1 protein-coding gene is annotated in these 665 nt (G+C 30.8%); it reads left to right on the forward strand.

The genetic code is table 11. The features are described from left to right. Nucleotides 1–518: 518 nt before the first annotated feature. On the forward strand, nucleotides 519–665 hold a 147-nt coding region (locus tag ACGF49_RS24700; RefSeq protein WP_387493364.1), incomplete at its 3' end, for an Rpn family recombination-promoting nuclease/putative transposase.

Raw genomic sequence — 665 nt, forward strand, 5'->3', positions numbered from 1 at the left:
CAATTGAAATTATAAGTCAAGGTTTATTTTTACTTGTAAGAATACTTTTTTAGTATGTTTTAAGACGTAGGATTATTAGCAAAATCCGTTATAAATTTTCTTCAATGAAAACATTAATTCTTCATTTATTTTCTGGATATATTTTTTCATTTAAGAAAAGTATGATGTAATTATTTTTCTATAAATTAATACTTTGGTTTTTTTCGATGCTTGATAAGTTTATTGTTATTGGCGTAAATATAAGTAATCGATATTTTGATAAAGTGGTTATTGCGAATGCAAGTTAAAAACTCATTTAAATGAATGGCTTTCATTGAGTAGTTGTTGTAAATATAATGTTTCCTTATTTTTTCTTTTCTGGTATTTGATTCTTTAGGCGCTTCTATTAATGCATTCGGTAAAGATCTACCTGAGGAAATATGGGACAATGTTTTTTATAACTTGGTTGTGGGTTTTCCAGAGGTATTATACCTTGACAATGAGTAGTAATGACTACCTGATAAGAAGAGAAACGGATTGTGGCAAAGAAAGAAAAACGGCCTCACCATGACGCATTATTCAAGCATTTTTTAACGCAGCCCGAAACGGCCAGGGAATTCTTATCCCTTTATCTGCCCGAAGAAATCCAGTTGTTGTGTGATTTAGCCACATTGAAACTGGAGCCC

Source organism: Photorhabdus sp. RM96S, assembly GCF_042879335.1.
Taxonomy (GTDB): domain Bacteria; phylum Pseudomonadota; class Gammaproteobacteria; order Enterobacterales; family Enterobacteriaceae; genus Photorhabdus; species Photorhabdus kayaii.